Genomic DNA, 19,025 nt, shown 5'->3' with positions numbered 1-19,025 from the left:
CCGAAAGGAAGTTGCTGGTTATTAAGTTTTAAGATTATCATTAATAAAAATAGAGGGTCAAGATTAACTTACTTCTTCCAATCCGATAATTTGTTAGTTAATCCATTACACTCCAATTTCAGGTCAAGTGTTTCTTACTTCAAAATCTTTTAGGTAGAACTCAGAAACACCATTATCTAAATTTTAAAAATTAAAAAAAAATGAAAACAAGAGAATTATTAAAAATCAGTTTACGTCAAAATGCGATTTTCATTCCATCACAAATGATTACGAATGATGTTAAAAATTTATCAGGAACAACATCAGTTTTATTAGCCAATGTTTCAAAACTTGGATTTACATTTTCTGAAACGTTATCGCACGCTTTAAACAACGTAAACCCAAATTATAAAATCGAGGTTTTAGAAGTGCTGAGAGAAGTTTTAGGAACAGATAAAAACTGGACGCCTTTAGTGAAAGAATGGAATATCCCAACGGGAGAATCTATTGTAGATCATATTCTAACTTATTTCTGGAATGTTTTAGGTGTGAAAAACGGAACAACTTTACAATGCGGTCATATTATCCCAGATAATACTTTTCCATTAGAAAGATACAACGGGTGTCCGTTCTGCGGAACTCCGTTTGAATTTGGAAAAATCGAAAATTTCGGTCAGGGAAGCAAATTGAAAGTACTTGAATTGTGGACAGAAAAAGATTTAAATGATTTCTATATATCATTATTGCAATCTAAAACGGCTTTGGACGCTACTCAGGTAGATAGTTTAAAAATGGCGATGCAAAATTTGCCTTTGCCAAAAGTTGATGTTGCAATGAAGGAAACTTTAATGCTGGTAATCGATCTTTTGATTGAAAACGATAATGAAGATCTGGCTTCTCAATTTTTGAAAACACCAACAGATATCTTGCGTTATTTGTGGTATAAAAACACAGGACTATTACAGATTATCGAACCAAAAACAATCATCAAAAGAGCGTCTAAAAACAATCAGCATTTTCATTATGCATTAGATACAAGTGTGCAGGCAAGAATTGCATCTGCAAAAGATTTGAAACTTAAATATTCTAGAAAAGAATGTTTGATGGTGGCAAATTGGTTAAACAATATGAACATGGACGTTGAAGCCATGTGCGAAATCATGCATCCAAAAAGAGGAATGTGGGTTCGCTTTATCCGAGCGCTTCGTTTGGCAGAATACAGCAAAAGAAAAGGGTTTGAGAAATTGAACTTTTTAATGGATGTGTTCTACAATCAAGTGTATGATGTTTGGCAAAGCAAAGTAGATTCGTCAAGATTGAAATTTGATGCCGATAAAACATTTGCCTTATTAAAACAGCGTCCGGGATTGTTTGCACGTTCGTTATTTTCGAATATGTTATGGTTTGGAGCAGAAGAAACAATTGCACATTTTGAAGAAATCATCAATAAAGTTCCGGCTCGATTGGTGTTTACTTTAAATATGTATGCTCAAAATTATTTTGATAAAAACATTCAGCGAAGTGTGAAACCTTTGGGCGGAACAAACAAAAGAATTGAACCAAACGGTTTATTGAAATTGTATGATGATGTGCAGTTGGAAGCGATGAAAAATGAAATTGAAGAATTGTGTCTTTTGGCCATGAAAAAACGATTTGCAAAAATTGCGAACACCAACAAAACAATGTATATCGATCCGCAGTTGTTTAATATTCCGGTTTCTATAGGAGATCGAAGCGAAACGGTTCAGGATTTGCCGGTTGCTTTAATGGGAACACGTTTCCCGGTTGAAGGAAACGAAGTGCGATTGTTTATGCAATGGGGTAAAGATTTGCCAGCACAGCATTTAGATATGGATTTGAGCTGTCATATCGCTTATGAAGATAAAGCCGATATTTGTTCTTTCAGCCGATTGACTACAACTGGTTGTCAGCATAGTGGTGATATCAGAAGTATTCCGAATAAAATTGGAACGGCCGAATATATCAACATCAACATTGACGAATTGGCGAAAGCCGAAGCAAAATTTGTAACTTTTACCTGTAATGCGTACAGCAACGGAAGTATTACGCCAAATTTAATTGTTGGTTGGATGAACAGTAAACACCCGATGAAAATTTCGGAAAAAACAGGAGTTGCATACGATCCGTCGTGTGTAGATCATCAGGTTCGTGTGACTCAGAATGTTGCCAAAGGTTTGGTTTTTGGAGTGTTGGATGTAGCCAAAAGAGAAATCGTTTGGTTAGAGATGACTTTCGGAGGTCAGGTTGTAGGCGGTTTGGATTTCAAAGGCGTTCAGGCGTTGTTAGCAAAACTAAACAGCAAATTGAATATTGGTAGTTTGTTGCAGCTTAAAGCTGAAGCTCAAGGCTTAACAATCACCGAAGATCAAAATGCCGATGAGGTGTATACGGCGCAATGGGCGATGAATCCAGCGGTTGTTACGCAATTATTAGTGGATTAGGTGCAAAGGTTCAGAGAGGCAAAGGATCAAAGGTTTTTGTAGAGGCGCACTGCTGTGCGTCTCCGCAAAGTTTGGTAAATTTAATCTCGCAGAGTCGCAAAGTCGCAAAGATTTTTCTGAGCAATATTTGTCATTTCGACGAAGGAGAAATCTACACAAGAAGCTCGACAAAGATTGGACTCACGTTGCGGAGTTGCTTGCGAAGATTTCTCCTTCGTCGAAATGACAAAAAATGACAAAAAAAATCATTTTAATCCTTTAATCTGTGGCTAACAAAACCTTTGTTCCTTTGTCCCTTTGCAACTTTGTCCCTTAAAAAAAAACCTACGCAAAATAACTGCGCACTTATATAAAACCTTTGCACCTATGAACCTTTGGACCTTTGTCCCTTAAAAAAGAAACAATGAAAACACAAATAAACGGTACAGATATACTAGAATTAGGATTTCCAGAAGGAAAAATAATTGGGATTGCCTTAAAAATAAACAGCAAAAGAAACGGATTCACAAGAGACGAAATGATTGCCAATTTCAAAAACGTCTTAGAAACTCCGGAGAATTATATAGACGATAAAATCTTCAGCAAATTGGCTGTCGCTTTAATCGAAAAATCAAATGAAAAACCAGAAGATTTTATCGCTTTAAATCAGAATCCGAATGCGTATTCGGCGTATGGATTAGATCATATCGAAGACGGAGCCAGAAAACAAATGGAAGTTGCGATGAAATTGCCAGTGACAGTTGCGGGAGCTTTAATGCCAGACGCGCACCAAGGTTACGGACTGCCGATTGGCGGAGTTCTAGCCACAAAAAATGCCATTATTCCGTATGGTGTTGGAGTTGATATTGGGTGTAGAATGGCGTTGTCGGTTTATGATATTCCTGAAGCTTTTTACTTTGAAAACGAAGCCAAATTCAAAAGAGAATTAATAGCCAATTCGATTTTTGGAGCGGGTCACGGATTTCACGGTCAGTACAAATCAGATCATGCGGTTTTGGAGAACGAGACTTTCAATATGAATCCGTTTGTGAAGAATTTGAAGGATAAAGCCTGGTCACAATTAGGTTCTTCAGGTGGTGGAAATCACTTTGTGGAATTTGGAATCATGGAATTTTCTAAAGACGATGCGGTTTTGAATATCCCAAAAGGAAAATATGTCGCTTTGTTAACGCATTCTGGTTCACGCGGAATGGGTGCCACAATCGCAGGACATTATACAAAAATCGCCAAAGAGGAATGTAAACTTCCAGAAGTGGCCAAAAACTTAGCGTATCTGGATATGAACTCACAATTGGGTCAGGAATACTGGATGGCGATGAATTTGGCGGGCGATTACGCTTCGGCTTGTCACGAGATTATTCATAACAAAATGGAACGCGCTTTGGGTGCGACAATTTTAGCCAAAGTCGAAAACCACCATAATTTTGCGTGGAAAGAAATCTGGAACGGCGAAGAAGTGATCGTGCATAGAAAAGGAGCAACTCCAGCCGGAAAAGGCGTTATGGGAATCATTCCGGGAAGTATGACTGCGCCAGGATTTTTGGTGAGAGGAAAAGGCGAGGAGAACGCCATTAATTCGGCTTCACACGGAGCAGGACGACAAATGAGCAGAACCCAAGCCATAAAAAACATTACCAAAACGGAGATGAAATCCATCCTGCAAGATCATGGCGTGACGCTTATCGGTGCAGGTCTGGACGAAGCGCCAATGGCGTATAAAGATATCAACCAAGTGATGGAAGCACAACAAGATTTGGTTGATGTGGTTGCGAAGTTTACACCGAAGTTGGTGAGAATGGCTGATGACGGAAGCCGAGAGGATTGATTTTTAGTTTTCAGTCGCGGTCGCGGTTTTGAGTATAGAGGCTCATTTCTAATGTTCAGTCGCAGTCGCAGTTTTCAGCGTAGAGGCGCACTGCAGTGGGTCTAACACTTTGTACTGATGTTAACCGAAAAGGACGCAATCCCGAAGCCTCGGGATACGCAAGGTTCGCAAAGGTTTTTCCTCACCGTATGTCATTTCGACGGAGGAGAAATCTCCACGAGAAACTCTACAAAGATAGGACTCACGTTGCGGAGCTACTTGTGGAGATTTCTCCTTCGTCGAAATGACAAATATTACGCTTAAAAAATAATACTAACCACACCAAAGAATAGAAAACTTTGTGCCTTAGCGCCTTCGTGGCAAAAACAAAAAAGAAATGAAAACATACATAGATATCGGAATTAATTTGACCAATAAACAATTCCAAAACGACATAGACGATGTCGTACAAGACGCGCTCGACGCCGACGTATCGCAGATGATACTCACGGGCACAAGAGTACGAAACAGCGAAGCTTCATTAGAAATCGCAAAACAATATCCGGGAATATTATATTCGACGGCCGGAATTCACCCGCATGATGCGAAGAGTTTTGATGAAAAAAGCATTTCACGACTGCGGAATTTATTAAAACAGAAACAAGTCATTTCGGTTGGGGAATGCGGACTCGATTTTGATCGTGACTTTTCGCCCAGAAAGAAACAGGAAGAATGTTATAAAGCCCAATTAGAATTGGCGATCGAAGTACAGAAACCTTTGTTTTTGCACGAAAGAGCCGCTTTTGACAGCTTTATGAATATCACCAAAGACTATTTACCGCAATTGCCAATAGCCGTTGTGCATTGTTTTACAGGAAAGTTGCAGGAAGCCAAAACCTATCTCGATAACGGATTTTATCTCGGTTTTACGGGAGCGATTTCAGATGCCAAACGTTTCAGCCATTTAAAAGAAGTCATTCAGTACGTACCGCTCGACCGAATGATGATCGAAACCGATGCGCCGTTTATGCTTCCTAAAAATGTCCCGAACAGCCTTTTAAAGAAATACCACGAACGCCGTTGCGAACCTGCTTTTCTGCCGTATGTTGCCGGAACAATTGCACAGTTTAAAGGAATTGCTTTGGATAAAGTTGCGGAGGAAACGACGAGGAATGCTAAAAGCTTTTTTGGGATTTAAGTTTGTTTTCCTAACAGGTATAAATACCTGTACCAAAATATAAGTTAATTTTTACTTTTGAGAAATAAAAAAATAAGAATACGGTTATCCGTAAAATAACTAAAAAATAAGTAATTAGATTTGAAATTTCTTAGATAAAATAATTTAATTATTTGTAGAATATAAATTTGGATGCAATAGAAGATTTATGATCTAGATAAAACCAGTTACAAAATTATGATTAAATATACTTCTTCAAGTAGAATAATTTATGGGCAACATATTATTCCTATTAAGCGTATTGAAAGCTTTTATCCAGATGAATGGGAAGAATTTATTGAAGAATGGTTAGATTTAAAAAAATCTGTGTATCACTCAATTGAAAAATTTGGAGGTGCTGGAGATATGGGAAGAGATGTTGTTGCTTATATAGATAATCCTGTTGGAAATTTAGACTATCGTTGGGATTGTTATCAGTGTAAGCATTATAAGGCACCTATAACACCTTCAAATGTATATTGCGAATTTGCTAAAATTATTTACTACTCATTTATTAAAGAATACCCAGTTCCTCAAAAATATTATTTTGTTGCGCCACAAGATTGTGGAACAAAACTATCTAAATTACTTATTAATCCCGAAAAACTAAAATCAGAAATCAAAGAAAATTGGGAAAAACATTGTGCAAACCAAATTACAAACAAAACTATTTTGTTAGAAGAAAAACTACTAGAATATTTTGAAAAATTTGATTTTTCAATTTTCGGTAAAGTCCAAAGAAAAGATGTCTTAAAAGAACACGTCAATCATTCAAATCATTTAGCACGTTTTGGAGGGAGCTTACCCGATAGACCAAAAGTTACTGAAAAAGATATTCCTATTAATGTTCAAAGTCATGAACTTGTGTATGTGAATAACCTCTTAAATGCATATAATTCTACAGGTAAATGCAAATTTATAAAAACGAGTGACATAGATAAAAGTTACCTAATTCATTTTAAAAAAGCCAGAGAAGGTTTTCATTTTGCAGAGCAACTTCGAGTATTGTATAGAGATAGTCTTCCAATAAATACGTATGAGGATTTTCAAGAAGAAATATTTAGTGGAATTGCGAATACACTATTGACTAACCATGTTGATAGTTATGAGAAGGTCAAAATGAGTGAAGATAAAGCTCAACAAATTCAAATAACATCAAATCCTTTAAAGGACGTAAGTAAACCGCAAGATAGAATAGGTATTTGTCATCAACTTTCCAATATGGGAAAAATAAATTGGGAAAATGAATAATTACATAATACATCCTTTTAACAACAAAATAGAAACAGGGTTAAGAATTTTATCTGTTTTAAATGCTACTTATCCAAAGTCATATGATTTACAATCAATAGTCTATCTCGATTACTTAACCGTTCATAGTGGGGATTTTGATTTTAAAATGATAAGTCTTCATCCCTCGGTTCAAAATAGAAAAGGAGAATTGCTAATTCGAAGAGAAATGATTCTTTCAAGTATTGATTTATTTATTGAAAAAGGACTAATTGAAAAACTATATACAGATCAAGGAATAGAGTATATTGCATCTGATCAATCTACTACTTTTTTAGATACTCTAAGTGAAGAGTATTTATTAAACCTTCAGACAAGATCGATATGGGTTAATGAATATTTAGAAAATTTAAATTCTAAGACACTGAAAGAAATTATGATGGATTTTATTAAAAATGGAAATTCTAATTTAGATATTATTTAAAATGAAGGAAGGATTTTTAATTAGTAAATTGATACTGACAGGAAGTAATTTAAAGCCTGCTGAAATTGAATTTAAGAAAGGATTAAATGTTATTAGTGGCCCTACTAGTACAGGTAAATCTTTTATTTTTGACTGCTTAAACTATATGTTAGGAGGGCAAACTTTAGAAAGAGTTCCACCCGAAGCGAAAAATTATAATAGTATTTATTTAGAAATAGAAGCAAAAAAGAAATCTTATACATTAGAACGTTCTATAAGTGGGGGACAATTTAATTTATATCAAAAGAGTTATGATAAAATTAATGAATGTCAACCGACAGTCTTATTAACAAAATTAAAAAAAGGGAACGATAATAATATTTCAACTTTTTTTTTAGGACTTTGTAATTTGGATAATAAAGCTATTCGAAAAAATAAAACTAAAGGAACTAAGAGTTCATTATCTTTTAGGGATTTATGTCATTTATGCTTAATATCAGAAACTGAAATAACTAAAACTCAATCACCAATTTTTGCTCAAGGTGGATTTCAAAAAACAAAGGAATTAAACGTAGTTAAATTTTTAGTAACAGGAAAAGATGACTCTTCTATTATTACTGAACCAGATGAAAAAATAATTAATTTCAAAAAGGGAAAAGTTGAAATATTAGATGAATTGATAGCAAAATTTACATTTGATATTTCCAATGGTAAAACTGTAGGCGTTAAATTGGATTCATTAGATAAGACAATTTCATTTGTAAAAAATGAACAAGATAAATTATTGAAGCAATTTTCTATCTATGACGATCAAAGGAAAGAGTATAGCAAAAATATTTTTGAGTTTGAAAAAAAGATAGAAACGCTACAAGAAACTCTTTCAAGATCTGAGTTACTTAATGAATACTACTCAAGTGATACGAAAAGATTGAAATCAACAATTGAAGCGGGCTCATTATTATTAGAGAATAGTGAAAATCTAAATTCGTGTCCATATTGTGATAACGAAATTAATTCATTATCAAGTAATGATGAAATATCAAAAACTATTTTATCATGTGATAAGGAAATTGGAAAAATAATTTTTTTACAAGATGAATTAAAATCCTCTTTATTATTGCTAAATAAAGAGAAGGATGAGTTGCAAACTAATTTATATTTCGAAAAGGATTTATTGGATAATGTCGAAATTTTAATTGAAAAAAATATTAATTCATCTTTAGTTGATTTAAAAAAAGAACTAGAATTTTTATACAAAAAAAGAGATAAAGTTTTAGAGGAAAATTTTATAAAAGAAAGCATAGGTAAATTTACTCAATATAGATCTGAAATATCAGATACATTCGAGAATAAAGAGGAAAATGTTTATGATGATTTGTCTACTGCGGTAATGAATCCAATTTCAGAAAACATCTATAAAATTTTAGAAGAGTGTAATTACTCAGAGATTTCCACGATATCATTTAGCGAAAAAACAAATGATTTTGTTATTGGTTCTAAAAATAGAAATCTGTCTGGTAAAGGAGAAAGAGCAATTACTTATGCCACATTTGTTTTAGCTTTGTCAGAGTACTTAGAAAAAAAAGAATATAAAATGGGGGTTCCAATTTTTGATTCTCCATTGGTTACATATAAAAAGCCTGATTCAAATGGAGAAGGAATAACTGAAGATTTAGCAATGGATTTTTATCGTTATTGTGCAAGTAAAACTTCTTGCCCACAAGTAATAATTTTTGAAAATGAAGAACCTCCATCTGATATTTTGAAAGTAATACACCATATTAAATTTACAAAAAAAGTTGGGATTGGAAGATTTGGTTTTATTCCAAAATAAGCTTTGAAAAATATTTTTGTAGGTAAAAAATTACTTTTTTAAAATAAAAATATATCTTTGTAAAGTCAAAATACTATACAAGGAGAAATCCGAAACTTAAATTTTAAGTTAACATAAACAAGCCCTCATCCACGTTGCTGGAGCTAGTGATAGCCCTAATTCCACTCCTTGTAGTGTTTTGACACAACCGAAGATGAAGGGCTTCGTGCGTTTAAATATTTTCGAAAATGTCAAAAGAAAATCAAAAACCAACACATCGTGATGTAGTGCCATCCGTAATTAATTTGATTTCAGACGAATTGTTTGAGGGAGATTACAAAGAACAGCCCATGTATTTGCAGGAAATCTTCGAGCTTTTAATGCATACAGAGTTTGGCGACGATATCAATTTAAGGCAAAAAATACTAAGCTGTTTAAGAACCAGCCGTAATCTGGCAGAAACCTTATCGCCATTTTCAGAAAAGCAGATTTATAAGGCTTGCGCCAGTAATAGATAAATTATTCCAATAAAATTGAAACCCCGCAAATCGGTATTTGTGGGGTCTTTTGTTGTAAAAAATATATTTTAAATACATTTTGTTAAATTAATATAAATTATACTACATTTGTATCTGTAAATAAAAATAGAAAAATACATATGATACTTTCAGTAAAACTAAGTTTTGAACTTTTAGCAGGAGATTTCCCGCTGAGATGGCAGGACGCTATATGTATTTTTATGAAATTGAAATGTAATTTTAGAGTGTAACTCATCATAAAATATAAAAAGCGTCCTATTTCGGGACGCTTTTTTTGTTTAAAAGCATTTCTCCCAAAGTCTCGGGACGCTCAGTATGACAATGAAATTGTTCAACGTGATAACAAAATGATAAAGAAAACAAACCAGAACTAAAAAAAACTAAAAAAATATTTAACCAATATGTTTAATGATTAATCAAAATAGAGAGATATAGTCTTGGAAAGTAATCTAATGAGTAACAGTCATTTGATGTAAAATAGAGATCTGCAGCAGTTTGCGGACAGGAATTTCTTTGTCTTAATTTTTGGTGTAACTATTTGATAGTCAGAAAAATAATCTTAAAAAATATTTGGAAATATGAATTTTTCGATCATATCTTTGCCAGACAAAATCGAAACAATGAGTTTCAGAAAACAACAACAACAATTAAAAAATAAATAAAATGAGTTTTAAATTATACATACACAACCCAGGATTAGTAGCCGCGCCTTCGGAGCGTGAATGCTTTTACATGTTGGTGCATCAATATAGGCAATAGGATAGTTATATCGTATTTGTTATGAAGCACCTTTAATTGGGTGCTTTTTTTTTGTTGAGGTGCAAAGGTGCAAGGTTCAAAGGTACAGAGGTACAAAGTGACAAAGGCAAAAACTTAGATCCTTAGTAACTCAGTCCCGAAGCTTCGGGATAGAATCTTAGAGAAGTACGCAAAATAAATGCGCAGGGCGATTGTAATATTTGTTCATAAAGAAATCGTCGCGACGTAAAAAATTTTAGTTTAATAATAAAAATTTAAGGATGAATCAAAAAAGTGGACTTAGGTCGGATCATAGTGATCAAACAGAAACAGTGGAGTTTAGCGAGTCGTCATTTGCCTCAAGTAAAAAAATGGATTTGAAACTGATTAACCTATGGAATGAAAGGGTGAATTTTAGGGAGATTACATATATCATTTAGAGATATTTCTCTGATAAAGCAAGGGTGCTTTTAACTTTTGTGATATTGGATTTCCTAGAAAAACCTTCGATTTCCTGAGATTCCCAAGAATTGCAAAAAAAAAAAATACCATGCAAAACAATACATTAGAAAAATACAAAAAAGCAATTAGAAAAAAATACGAGACCGAAAAAGAAGGTAAATACTTTGATTATTTGTACAAGCCTTCTCGTGGAAAACTTCGTGATTTGTGCTGGCTGATTTTCGAAAATAACCCAACAAAAGACGATCTGAATGTTTTCAGTAATCTATTGGGCTTAGATTTCGATCATAGTAAAAAGAATAAGTTTAAGGAGAAGAAAGATAAGTTTAGACCTATCGAGACTTTCTTTAAAGGTGAGACAGATCCGTCAAACCTTGATGCTATAAATATGGCAGCAATTTTGGTTGATTTCGAACCGCGTCCTTTCAAAAAGTTTTACGAAAATTCTAAAACTGAGGAAGCAAAACCAGTTAAACGGATGGAGAAAGCTAAAGAAATTTTGAAAAAGAAAAGTGCTGCGAAAAAAGAGAAGCATGAAAAAAAGTCTAAGAAAAGAAGTTTCTTTCTAGATTTTAAAAGCATGTTCTTCTAGGTTTACTACCACTCGCGATAGCTATCGGTAGGAATATTTTTAGCCACAGATTAAAAGGATTAAAAAGATTATACAAATCTGCTAAATCTGTGTGAAATTAATCTTAGTGTTATTAGCGGTTAAAAAAAAACAATATTTAAAAATTAAAAAATGAAAAAAACAGATAAAATTATTATTATCGATTTAGAAGCCACATGCTGGCAGAGTGCGGTCCCACAAGGACAGGAAAATGAAATTATCGAAATCGGGTTAGCGGTTTTAGATACGCAAACGGGAGAAATTACGAAGAATCAAGGGATTTTGATTAGGCCCCAGCGTTCGAGTGTGAGTCTGTTTTGTACAGAGTTAACCACTATAACTCAAGATTTACTGGATAAAAATGGAGTTCTTTTTGAAGAAGCCGTGAATCAGTTAATCGACCAATACAACCCCGATTTATATACTTGGGCAAGTTACGGTCAGTACGACTTAAACATGCTTAAAAAGCAGTGTAAATCGTTTGGTGTGCCTTATCCGATGGCAGATGAACATATTAATGTAAAAACCCATTTTGCCGAAAAGTTCGGATTAGTAAAACCAACCGGAATGAATGGTGCGCTTCAGTTGCTGAATATTCCGCTGGAAGGAACCCATCACCGCGGTATTGATGATGCCAAAAACATCGCGAAGATTTTGCGTTGGTGTCTTCAAAATTAAAAACGGCTGTCAAATTATCGACAGCCGTTTTCTTTTTGGTTATATTATTCTGATTTAATTCTGACCATAAATTTTAGCATACAGATCTTTATAAATCTCTTTGATGATTTTACGTTTTAATTTCAGCGTAGGAGTCAATTGCCCGCCGTCGATCGACCAAACATCTGGCGTAAGTTCAAAACGTTTGATTTGTTCCCAATGTCCGAATTTTTTATTGATTTCTTCAATTTCGCTGTCAATACGTTTAATGATATCTGGATTAGAAGCGATTTCAGCTGTTGAATTTCCTAAAGTAATTTTATGGATTTTCGCCCATTCTTTTACAAATTCAAAGTTTGGCTGAATAAAAGCCGCCGGCATTTTTTCGCCTTCACCCACAACCATAATCTGCTCAATAAAACGAGACTGTTTCATGGCATTTTCGATCATTTGCGGTGCAATGTATTTACCTCCAGACGTTTTGAACATTTCTTTCTTACGATCGGTAATTTTTAAGAAACCTTCGCTGTCAATTTCTCCAATATCTCCCGTGTGGAAATAACCGTCTATTATAGCCTCGGCAGTTTTTTCCTCGTCTTTGTAATAACCCAGCATTACGTTTGGTCCTTTTAATAAAATTTCACCGTCTTCGGCAATTTTAACTTCAAGATTGCGAATTGGTTTTCCAACGGTTCCAATTTTAAAACCTTTGTTTCTCTGATCGTTTACGGCAATTACCGGAGAAGTTTCAGATAAACCGTAACCTTCCATTACTGGAATTTCTGCAGCAGCAAAAACTCTTGTCAAACGAGGCTGCAACGCCGCACTTCCAGATACCATTAAATCTAAATTTCCACCCAAACCTTCTTTCCATTTACTGAAAATAAGTTTGCGGGCAATTTTTAATTGGAATTCGTACCAAAATCCGTTTGCTCCGTACGGCTCATATTTTAATCCTAAATCAATAGCCCAGAAAAATAGTTTTTTCTTGATGCCGGTTAATTCAGCACCTTTAGCATAAATTTTATCGTAAACTTTTTCCAGAAGTCTAGGAACAGCTGTAATAACTGTTGGTCGAACTTCTTTTAAGTTATCACTGATTTTTTCAATAGATTCGCCAAAATAAACCGAAACCCCATAATATTGATAGATGTACAAAATCATTCTTTCAAAAATATGACAGATCGGTAAGAAACTCAAAGCGGTGCTTTTTCCAGCATCAAAAGGAATTCTTGGCGCACTGTCTAAAACATTTGAAACAATATTTTTGTGCGAAAGCATAACACCTTTTGGTTTTCCTGTAGTTCCAGAAGTATAAATAATAGTAGCCAGATCTTCAGTTTTAATACTGTCTTTTAATGCTTCAACTTCGTTTTGGTTGCTTTCGTCTTCTCCTGCTAACAATAAATCAGACCAATGCTTGCAGCCTGGAATTTCATTAAAAGAGTAAACTTCTTTTAAAGTAGGTACATTAGCTCTAATCGCCTGCACTTTTTGATATACTTCATCATCAGACACAAAGCAGTAAATACTGCCGCTATGGTTTAAAATATATTCGTAATCTTCCTCAGCAATAGTTGGATAAATAGGAACATTCTGCGCACCTGTCTGCAAAATACCAATATCCATGATATTCCACTCGGTTCTATTATTTGAAGTAATTAAAGCAATTTTATCATCTTTTTTAACGCCCATTCGCAATAATGCTCTCGAAACAGCATTTGCTTTAGCAATATATTCCTGGCTGGATGTTTTTTCCCAGACTCCATTTTTTTTGGTTGCAAGAGCAACTGAGAGGTTATAAGTTTCTTGTTGATAATAGGGAAAATCAAAAAGGCGTGTGATTGAAACCATGTTTAATATATTGAATTTTACTGCAAATTAAATAAAATTTGGGTATGATTTTTTATTTTATCGAATTTTATGGGAAAATTTATAGAGACTATTAAAAATCAACGAAAACGTTTTCTTTTTTATAGTAAATTTCAATAAAAATCAAGAAATGTTTAATGGGAAGTCCTTTTTTGCCAGATTATTGAACATTATAATCTTCGTACTCTTTAACCCTTTCTCCCATTAAGAACATTTTTTTCTTGGCAAAATGAATAGAGAATTGAGAGTAATACCATTCTTCACTATCGTTTGTACGGTACCAAAACGTATAAGAAGCGCTGTTGAAACCTTCTTTAAAAACAGGAACACCTTCCTCCGTACACTCAATTCCCCAATTAATTTTTTGTTTGCTAAGATCTTCTGCCTGAATAAAACCAGTTCCATCTGGATTTAAAACCGTAATGGGCTGTTTTTGTCCTATTGGTGCGAAAGTTCCAGGAATTGGATAACCAATTGTAGTTGTGATAAAACGATCTTTAGAATTGTGTGTAATTTGATCTACGTGAACTTGTGCGTGTGATTGTGCTGCAGCAAAAAACAGGCTGCAGATAAAAAGTAATTTTAAAAATTTCATGCTATGTAGGTTTAATGTTTTTGGGCTTTAAAAAATCTAGCGGCTGATTTTCTTGGGCGAATATAATCCAAATTTTCAAGAGAAAGGAGGGTTAAAAATACAAGAATGAAATTTTTACGATTTATTTATTTTTGATCAGTTTTTACTTTCCAGAAAGTTATTTTCCTAGTAATTTTTCTTTAAAAAGCAGCAATAGAATTACTTTTTAAAAAAGGGTGTTTTTCCCCTTTAAAAACAGGAAATTTCATTGATTCTTAGAAATACGTTAAGCTTACTTTTATTCCGTCAAAATGCGGAAGCCGAAAAGCAAACGAGTAGGCGGCATATAAAACTAATTATTTATGGAAACTGCTTTTTTCTTAGCCATGGGCTGGTGTGGTACAAAATACCCAGGCTGGTGGCGCCAATTCTTAAAGAAACCGCCAATTCCTGAACCCGAGCCGTGGTGGATTATTTCGACAATTGGCTTAGGTTTAATTGCTGGACTGGCCGGTGGAACAATTTTTAGTATTGTTGCCCGCGAAAGCCAATATTTTGCTGGACAAACAGCAATTGCTTCTGGATTGTTTGCCTTTGGAACTGCTAATATTGTTACTGGAATTGCTTCGGCATTTAAAGATTAAAATATCAATGTCCTGACTATTTGGGGATAGCGTTAGGATGTTTTTTATAGCCACAGATTAAAAGAATTATAACAGATTATTTTTTAAAGTTTGGAAAAATCCTTTTAATCTGTGGTTATAAAAAAAGCGCCCGATAAATTCGGGCGCTTTTAATACAAATATATTTTTTAGTTTTTCTCAATCCATTTTCTGGCATTAACAAAAGCTTCATGCCAAGGAGAAACCTCGTCATTTCTGTCTTTTGGATAATGAGCCCAGTTCCATTGAAAAGTCGAACGCTCAATATGAGGCATCATAACCAAATGTCTTCCTGTTTTATCACACATCATTGCTGTGTTGTAATCAGAACCGTTAGGGTTTGCAGGATAACCTTCGTAAGCATATTTAGAAACAATATTATATTGGTCTTCCGCATAAGGTAATTTGAATTTACCTTCTCCATGAGAAACCCAAACTCCTAAAGTACTTCCAGCCAAAGTTGATAGCATAACAGAATTGTTTTCTTGAACTTTTACAGAAGTAAAGATACTTTCGTGTTTCTGGCTTTCGTTATGAAGCATTTTTCCGTGAACTTCATGTTCTGGATTAATCACTTCCAATTCCATAAACAACTGGCATCCGTTACAAATTCCGACAGATAAAGTATCTTCTCTTTTGAAGAAATTATCTAAAGCTGTTTTTGCTTTTTCATTGTATAAGAAAGCTCCAGCCCAGCCTTTAGCAGAACCTAAAACATCTGAATTAGAGAATCCTCCAACAGCTCCGATGAACTGAATATCCTCAAGAGTTTCACGACCAGAAATTAAATCCGTCATGTGAACGTCTTTTACGTCAAAACCTGCTAAGTACATTGCATTTGCCATTTCACGTTCAGAATTACTTCCTTTTTCGCGGATAATAGCAGCTTTTGGTCTTGGCTTAGAATTGTCGATTTCTGGTTTCTTTCCTGTAAAATGTGTTGGGAAAGTATAATTTAAAACCTGATTTTTATAGTTTTCAAAACGTGCTTGAGCTCTTCCGTTTTTAGATTGTTTTTGATCTAATAAATAAGAAGTCTCGAACCAAACATCACGATAATTTTTAATATCTAAATTCCAACTTCCAACTTCCAGAGTTTCTGTAGAAGTTACAGATCCAATTTTGAAAAATTGGATATTGTTAGCTTTTAATTTAGCTTCAACAGCTGCATCTGATTTTGCCTGGAATACGATTCCGATGTTTTCTGCGAAAAGGATTTTCAATAAGTCTTTTTCCGCGAAAGCGCTAAAATCAATTTTAGCACCCAAATTCACATCAGCAAAACACATTTCTAAAAGCGTAGTAATTAAACCGCCGCTTCCGATATCGTGACCAGCTAAAATCTGGCTTTCGCCGATTAATTCCTGAATCGTGTTAAATGCATTTTTGAAGAAAGAAGCGTCTTTAATAGTAGAAGTTTCGTTTCCGATTGTGTTTCTAATTTGTGCAAAAGATGAACCTCCTAATTTGAAATCATCTTGAGACAAATTGATATAATAAATAGAATCTCCGTCTTTTTGTAAAACAGGTTCAACTACTTTTCTAATGTCTGTACAGTTTCCTCCAGCAGAAATAATAACCGTTCCCGGCGCGATCACTTCGTCATTTGGATATTTTTGTTTCATTGAAAGTGAATCTTTTCCTGTCGGAATATTGATTCCTAATTCAATTGCAAATTCAGAACAACCTTCAACAGCAGCATATAAACGAGCGTCTTCCCCTTCGTTTTTACAAGCCCACATCCAGTTGGCAGAAAGTGAAATTCCTTTTAAACCATCTTTAATTGGTGCCCAGATAATGTTTGATAACGATTCTGCAATAGCATTTCTAGAACCCGCAACCGGATCAATTAATGCAGCAATAGGAGCGTGGCCAATAGAAGTCGCGATTCCTTCTTTACCTAAATAATCCAAAGCCATAACCCCAACATTATTTAAAGGCAATTGTAACGGACCTGCATTTTGTTGTTTCGCTACTTTTCCGCCCACGCAACGGTCAACTTTGTTTGTTAACCAGTCTTTTGAAGCAACAGCCTCTAAACGTAAAACATCTTTTAAATAGCTTTCAAAATCTCCTGCGTTGTAAGCAACGTCAGCATATTTTCTATCAATAGTTTTATCTGTCATAACCGTTTTTGGAGAACTGCCGAAGAAATCTTCTAAAGCATAATCCATCGGTTTTGAACCATTTGATTTTGATTCGAATGTAAAACGGTGATCTCCCGTTACATCTCCAACCTGATACATTGGCGAACGCTCTCTGTCGGCAATTCTTTGTAAGGTATCAATATCTTTTTGACCAATAACCAATCCCATTCTTTCCTGAGATTCGTTACCAATAATTTCTTTTGCAGAAAGCGTTGGATCTCCAACAGGTAATTTATCTAAATCGATCAAACCTCCCGTTTCTTCCACTAATTCAGAAAGACAGTTTAAGTGCCCTCCAGCTCCGTGATCGTGAATAGAAACAATTGGATTATTATCGCTTTCTACTAAACCGCGAATCGCGTTTGCAGCACGTTTTTGCATTTCAGGGTTTGAACGCTGAATCGCGTTTAATTCGATTCCTGAACCAAAAGCACCAGTATCTGCAGAAGAAACCGCAGCACCACCCATTCCGATTCTATAATTTTCTCCACCAAGAATTACAATTTTATCGCCTTCTTGTGGTTTCTTTTTAATGGATTGATCAAGTTTTCCGTATCCAATTCCACCAGCTTGCATGATTACTTTATCGTAACCAATTTTACGGTCGTTTTCTGAATGTTCGAAAGTTAAAACAGAACCTGTAATAAGCGGCTGTCCAAATTTATTTCCAAAATCAGAAGCTCCGTTTGAAGCTTTGATTAAAATATCCATTGGCGTTTGGTACAACCATTTTCTTTCTTCAACAGCATTTTCCCATTTTCTGTCATCGTTCAAACGAGAGTATGAAGTCATGTAAACTGCAGTTCCTGCTAATGGTAATGAACCTTGTCCTCCAGCTAAACGGTCACGAATTTCTCCTCCTGAACCTGTTGCAGCTCCGTTGAAAGGCTCTACAGTTGTTGGGAAATTGTGTGTTTCGGCTTTTAATGAGATAACCGAATCAAATTCTTTTATTTCGTAAAAATCAGGTTTGTCAGCTGATTTTGGTGCAAATTGCTGCACTTTTGGTCCTTTTACAAAAGCAACGTTGTCTTTGTAAGCAGATACAATATCGTTAGGATTTTCCTGAGATGTTTTTTTGATTAATTTGAAAAGAGAAGTTTCTTTTTCTTCACCATCGATTACAAAAGTTCCGTTGAAAATCTTATGACGGCAGTGTTCTGAATTGGCTTGCGAGAATGCAAAAATCTCAGAATCAGTTAATTTTTTTCCTAGTTTTGCAGCAAGATTATTTAAATAATCTACTTCTTCTTCGCTTAAAGCTAAACCTTCAACTTTGTTGTAAGTCGCAATATCATCAATTTCCAGAATTGGTTCCGGCTGAATATTGATAGTAAAAATTTCTTGATCTAATTCATTGAATTTTTGAAAAAGCATTGGGTCAAAATCTGTAAAATCTTCCGTTGCCGGGTGAAATTCTTCGATTCTTATAATGCCCGGAACACCCATGTTTTGAGTGATTTCTACAGCATTTGTACTCCAAGGTGTAATCATGGTAGCGCGAGGACCAACAAAAAAACCTGTCAATGCAGATTTTTCGATCTTATTCGCGTCGGCAAAAAGCCAGTTTAATTTTGAAATGTCTTGAGCTGAAATTTCGTTTTGCGTTTGTACGGCAAAAACAGTTTTGCTTTGGTTTTCAAAGAAATGGATCATTTTTTTGTGTAGTTTGTTGTATTGAGCTGCAAATTTAGTTTAAATAAATAGCAGGCGCAAATTTGATAACAAAGTCTTTAGAAAAAAATTAAAACTGCTTTTTTTTGGCAGATTTTGGGGTTTGCCATGATACTGCTGAGA

Annotated in this window: 13 protein-coding genes; 10 read left to right on the top strand and 3 right to left on the bottom strand. The window is 34.6% G+C overall.

All coding sequences use genetic code 11. The features are described 5' to 3' along the window. The first annotated feature begins 200 nt into the window (after positions 1–200). The 9 genes from HYN86_RS19505 to HYN86_RS19465 all read left to right on the top strand — a co-directional run bounded on the left by HYN86_RS19505 (position 201) and on the right by HYN86_RS19465 (position 11,994). Entirely contained in the window at positions 201–2,441 is a 2,241-nt protein-coding gene (locus tag HYN86_RS19505) for a hypothetical protein (protein WP_113679558.1), read from the top strand. Between the two features lie 403 nt (positions 2,442–2,844). Next, the gene (locus HYN86_RS19500) at positions 2,845–4,266 is read left to right on the top strand and encodes an RtcB family protein (protein WP_113680011.1); all 1,422 of its coding nucleotides are present in this window, start codon (positions 2,845–2,847) and stop codon (positions 4,264–4,266) included. A gap of 376 nt (positions 4,267–4,642) precedes the next feature. Next, on the top strand, positions 4,643–5,443 hold the full coding sequence (locus HYN86_RS19495; RefSeq protein ID WP_113679557.1) for a TatD family hydrolase: 801 nt from the start codon (positions 4,643–4,645) through the stop codon (positions 5,441–5,443). Between the two features lie 216 nt (positions 5,444–5,659). Beyond that, a complete protein-coding gene (locus HYN86_RS19490) occupies positions 5,660–6,712 on the top strand; it encodes an ABC-three component system protein (RefSeq protein WP_113679556.1) in 1,053 nt (350 codons plus the stop codon). Next, on the top strand, positions 6,705–7,175 hold the full coding sequence (locus tag HYN86_RS19485; protein WP_113679555.1) for an ABC-three component system middle component 2: 471 nt from the start codon (positions 6,705–6,707) through the stop codon (positions 7,173–7,175). The genes HYN86_RS19490 and HYN86_RS19485 overlap by 8 nt, the downstream gene beginning before the upstream one ends. 1 nt (position 7,176) lies before the next feature. Then, positions 7,177–8,988, top strand: a complete 1,812-nt coding sequence (locus tag HYN86_RS19480) for an AAA family ATPase (protein ID WP_113679554.1) — start codon at positions 7,177–7,179, stop codon at positions 8,986–8,988. A gap of 227 nt (positions 8,989–9,215) precedes the next feature. Beyond that, entirely contained in the window at positions 9,216–9,485 is a 270-nt protein-coding gene (locus HYN86_RS19475; RefSeq protein WP_113679553.1) for a hypothetical protein, read from the top strand. A gap of 1,309 nt (positions 9,486–10,794) precedes the next feature. Beyond that, positions 10,795–11,298: a hypothetical protein gene (locus HYN86_RS19470; RefSeq protein WP_113679552.1), complete on the top strand. Its 504-nt coding sequence runs from the start codon at positions 10,795–10,797 to the stop codon at positions 11,296–11,298. Between the two features lie 150 nt (positions 11,299–11,448). Then, complete coding sequence (locus HYN86_RS19465; RefSeq protein WP_113679551.1) at positions 11,449–11,994, top strand: 3'-5' exonuclease; 546 nt, start codon at positions 11,449–11,451, stop codon at positions 11,992–11,994. A 54-nt stretch (positions 11,995–12,048) separates the two neighbouring features. On the opposite strand, the gene HYN86_RS19460 is transcribed toward HYN86_RS19465, so the two are convergent. Continuing rightward, positions 12,049–13,827, bottom strand: coding sequence for an AMP-dependent synthetase/ligase (locus HYN86_RS19460; RefSeq protein WP_113679550.1), 1,779 nt, complete (start codon positions 13,825–13,827; stop codon positions 12,049–12,051). A gap of 178 nt (positions 13,828–14,005) precedes the next feature. After that, the gene (locus HYN86_RS19455; RefSeq protein ID WP_113679549.1) at positions 14,006–14,440 is read right to left on the bottom strand and encodes a hypothetical protein; all 435 of its coding nucleotides are present in this window, start codon (positions 14,438–14,440) and stop codon (positions 14,006–14,008) included. Between the two features lie 341 nt (positions 14,441–14,781). Here HYN86_RS19455 and HYN86_RS19450 point away from each other — a divergent pair, with 341 nt between their 5' ends. Continuing rightward, a complete protein-coding gene (locus tag HYN86_RS19450) occupies positions 14,782–15,063 on the top strand; it encodes a hypothetical protein (RefSeq protein WP_113679548.1) in 282 nt (93 codons plus the stop codon). A 167-nt stretch (positions 15,064–15,230) separates the two neighbouring features. Here the strand turns inward: HYN86_RS19450 and purL are convergent, their stop codons facing one another. After that, entirely contained in the window at positions 15,231–18,884 is a 3,654-nt protein-coding gene (purL, locus tag HYN86_RS19445; RefSeq protein ID WP_113679547.1) for a phosphoribosylformylglycinamidine synthase, read from the bottom strand. Positions 18,885–19,025 lie beyond the last annotated feature (141 nt).

Origin of the sequence: Flavobacterium fluviale (assembly GCF_003312915.1) — a bacterium.
Classification (GTDB): Bacteria; Bacteroidota; Bacteroidia; order Flavobacteriales; family Flavobacteriaceae; genus Flavobacterium; species Flavobacterium fluviale.
The sequence above is the reverse complement of the archived record's forward strand: the minus strand, read 5'-3'. Positions and strand labels throughout refer to the sequence as shown.